Origin of the sequence: Streptomyces sp. UH6, assembly GCF_013421635.1 — a bacterium.
GTDB classification, from domain to species: Bacteria; Actinomycetota; Actinomycetes; order Streptomycetales; family Streptomycetaceae; genus Streptomyces; species Streptomyces abyssomicinicus.
The window spans coordinates 1-3,787 of sequence record NZ_JACADT010000554.1 but is presented as its reverse complement, the minus strand read 5'-3'; the positions used below and the strand labels follow the sequence as shown (position 1 = coordinate 3,787).

2 protein-coding genes and 1 tRNA gene are annotated in these 3,787 nt (G+C 68.9%); all 3 read right to left on the bottom strand.

Annotation, left to right across the window (positions count from 1 at the left end):
* Positions 1–71: 71 nt before the first annotated feature.
* A tRNA-Leu gene (locus HW445_RS21870) sits at positions 72–154 on the bottom strand.
* A 297-nt stretch (positions 155–451) separates the two neighbouring features.
* A complete protein-coding gene (locus tag HW445_RS21865) occupies positions 452–1,579 on the bottom strand; it encodes a lytic polysaccharide monooxygenase (RefSeq protein WP_308799665.1) in 1,128 nt (375 codons plus the stop codon).
* Positions 1,580–1,944: 365 nt separating this feature from the next.
* Positions 1,945–3,345 carry an NAD(P)/FAD-dependent oxidoreductase gene (locus tag HW445_RS21860; RefSeq protein ID WP_180222679.1) on the bottom strand — a complete coding sequence of 467 codons (1,401 nt, stop codon included), beginning with the start codon at positions 3,343–3,345 and terminating at the stop codon, positions 1,945–1,947.
* Between the last annotated feature and the right edge of the window lie 442 nt (positions 3,346–3,787).

The following is a 3,787-nucleotide window of genomic DNA, read 5'->3' as shown; positions in this document are numbered from 1 at the left end:
GTGCGGCGCCCGGCTGGGCGCCGCACCGGCGCGGGAGGCCCTCTGACAGATCAGGGCCGGTTGAACGGGTGTGCCCGGAACCGGACTCGAACCGGTACGCCCCCGAGGGGCAGCGAGGTTTAAGCTCGCCGTGTCTGCATTCCACCACCCGGGCCGGTCATGGGCGCGCAGCGAGGCCTGAGCCTAGCGGCGGGACCCCTTTCGAACAGCCGCACACCTACGAAGTTGTCTTATTTTACGGGTCTCTGACGACCCGTCAGAAACCCTCGTTCGGCTCCGCTCCCGCCAGGAGTCGGACGCCCGGCGACCCTCGTCGAACGGTGATTGACGAGATTCCACCTCTTGCCCCTAGGGGTCCGCTCGAGTCGCCGCGGTGCCCCGTGCCGGGCCTGTGGACAGCCGGGCGGCTGCCCACAGGCCCGTCACCCTCAGGAGGTGCGGTCCTGTGCGGCTAGGAGGCCGTGCAGGAGATGGTGCCGGACGGCAGGTTGTTGCCCGTCGAGTTGGCGGTGAACCCGAAGGTGGTCGAACCGTTCACCGGTATCGACCCGTTGTGGGCCGTGTTGGAGACCGTCACGGCCCCGCCCGATGTGGTCTGACTGCCGTTCCACAGGCTGGTGATGCTGGTTCCGCTGCCCGGGGTCCAGTTGACCTTCCACCCCTTGGTGGCGGCGGTGCCGTGGTTCATGACCTGGACCTCGCCCTGGAAGCCACCGTTCCAGGCGTTCACCACCTTGTAGTGGGCCATGCAGGAGCTCTCCCCACCGGTGGGCGGCGGCGTGGTGGGCGGCGGGGTGGTCGGCGGAGGCGTGGTGGGCGGCGGGGTGGTGGGCGGCGGGGTCGAGCCGTTACGGATGCCCGTGACCTCACCGTTGCCGCCGTCGAAGACGATGTCGGAGCAGGAGTAGAAGTTCTCGTTGCTGTCCGACCGCACCCACTGGACCATCATCAGCGCGTCACCGGAACGCCCGGACGGAAGCGGGGTGTTCCAGTAGTAGTGGCCACCGTCCGTGCCGACCGAGCCCGACTGCGGCGGGTTGGAGACGGTCTGGACCAGCGACAGGTCGGACCACTTCAGCTGAGAGGTGGGGGACCAGCCCTGGCGGGTGATGTACACCCGGAACTCGCCCGGGTGGGCGGCCCAGTTGCTGTACTTCAGCTGGATGCTGGCACCCGACGTCAGGTGGGTCTTGGGCCAGTCGTTGCGGGCCAGGTTGTAGCCCTTGAAGTCGTAGGGGGACCGGTCACCGGCGCTGCAGATGGTCCCGTCGGGCACGTAGCCCTCTCCGCGCCCGCCGGCGTTGGAGTCGAGCACCGCGAACCAGTTGTACAGCGACGAGGAGCCGCTCTGGGCGATGGCGGCGGCACAGGCCGCGTTGGTCGGCGACACCCCGCCGGATCCGGACACCGCGTCCTTGTAGCAGAGGTAGGTCCGCGAGCCGGGGGACATGGCCACGCCGTGGGCCTCGGCGGGTCCCTGTGCGATCAGCACCAGGCCGAGGCCGGAAAGCGCGGTGGCGAACGCGGTGAGCAACGATGTCTTGCGCTTCGTGCCGCCTAAGCGGCGGGTGAATCTGATCACGGCACGTGACCTTTCGCCGGTCATGCCGGTGTCGGCGCGGCCGGGCCGTCGGCCAAGTGCGCGACAGGAGCATGACATTGAAACGTGGGGGTGGGAGCGCTCCCACTTGGGACCATAGGGCGCGTGTGAACCCCCTGTAAACAGGCCGCGTCACCGAAACATCGCGAAACATCGGCGCCGTCGGCCATCGGCGTCCGAAAAGCAAACGATCGGCCGAAAAGCAACGGCGACAACTCCCGGCAACCGTGCGGCAACCCCCCGCAACCGGCGGCAACCCGGTCGTGCACCCCGAAAAGCCCGAAGGGGCTGCCCGCACCACGGAAGGTGGGCAGCCCCTTCGGGCTCGGAAAGGTGACGGGAGGTCAGGCCTTCGCCTTCTCCTCGACCTTCCCGGACGTGCCGCCGGTGGCCGCGGCCGGGACGGCCGGCGCCGGCTTGGCGGCCTCGTAGAACTCCTCGCGCGGGTGCTCCATGGCGCCCAGCGAGACGACCTCGCGCTTGGTCAGCGCGCCGAGGGTCCAGTCCGCGAGGACGCGGATCTTGCGGTTGAAGGTCGGCATGGCCATGCCGTGGTAGCCACGGTGCATGTACCAGGCGAGACGGCCCTTGAGCTTGATCTTCATCTTGCCCATGACGATCATCGCCACGCCCTTGTGGAGGCCGAGGCCCGCCACCGCGCCCTTGTTGGCGTGCTTGTAGTCCTTCTGCGGGAAGCCGCGCATCGCCGAGAGGACGTTGTCACCCAGGACCTTCGACTGACGCAGCGCGTGCTGCGCGTTCGGCGGGCACCAGGCGTTGGGGTTGCCGGCGGCACGGCCGACCAGGTCCGGGACCTGGGCGTTGTCGCCCGCGGCCCAGATGTAGTCGGTGCCCTGGACCTGCAGGGTCGGGGCGCAGTCCACGTGACCGCGGGGGCCGAGCGGCAGGCCGTAGCGGGAGAGCACCGGGTTCGGCTTGACGCCGGCGGTCCACACGATGGTGCCCGCGTCGACCTCGAGGCCGTTCTTCAGGACCACGTGGCCGTCGACGCAGGAGTCCATGGAGGTGGACAGGTGCACCTCGACGCCGCGCGACTCCAGGTGCTGCTTGCCGTACTGGCCGAGCTTGGGACCGACCTCGGGGAGGATCTTGTCCGCGGCGTCGACGAGGACGAAGCGCATGTCCTCGCGGGACACGTTCTTGTAGTACTTGGCCGCGTCGCGGGCCATGTCCTCGACCTCGCCGATCGTCTCGGCGCCGGCGAAGCCGCCGCCGATGAAGACGAAGGTGAGCGCCTTGCGGCGGATCTCCTCGTCGGTCGTCGAGTCGGCCTTGTCCAGCTGGGCCAGGACGTGGTTGCGCAGGCCGATGGCCTCCTCCACGCCCTTCATGCCGATGCCCTGCTCGGCCAGACCCGGGATCGGGAAGGTCCGCGAGACCGCGCCGAGCGCGACCACGAGGTAGTCGAAGGGGAGCTCGTAGGCCTCGCCGACGAGCGGGGCGACCGTAGCGACCTTGCGGTCCTGGTCGATGGTGGTGACGCGACCGGTCAGCACCTCGGCCTTGCGCAGCACGCGTCGCAGCGGGACGACGACGTGGCGCGGCGAGATGTTGCCGCCGGCGGCTTCGGGGAGGAAGGGCTGGTAGGTCATGTACGAGCGCGGGTCGACGACCGTGACGGTCGCCTCGCCGAAGCGCATCTTCTTCAGAATGCGTCGCGCCGCGTACAGGCCTACGTACCCACCGCCTACAACGAGGATCCTGGGACGCTCCGTGGTGCTCATGGCATCGAGTATCCACCCGGTAAGCGGGTGCCGTTCGTGCGCCCCTTCACAAGGTTCTACCGGTGCTCTGCTACACTGCGCGGCTCGCAGTGATCCAGATCATTGTGCGAGTGGGGAACGCTGTGCACCCCACTGTCGTTGTCAATGCCCCGTGAGCTGCTCCTTGTCGATGTAAGAGCGGTGTGAGGATCACGAAACAACGGTGCGGGCAACCGTCGGCGGCTCCCCGCGAACGCCTCCCCCGAACGCCCGGAACCCCCGGTTCCGCCCCCCGGGGACGGCCCTTCGGCCCACTTGTCGCCCTCCAGGGGCCAATTCCTTGTGAAGAAGTTCACGAAGGTTTTCCGCGGAGGCGCCCCGGAAGGTCCGACACGGGTCCCGCACCGCTCTGACGTGGGGCGGACATGCCACGGCCCGGCGGGCGCGGGAGCGCTCCGCCGGG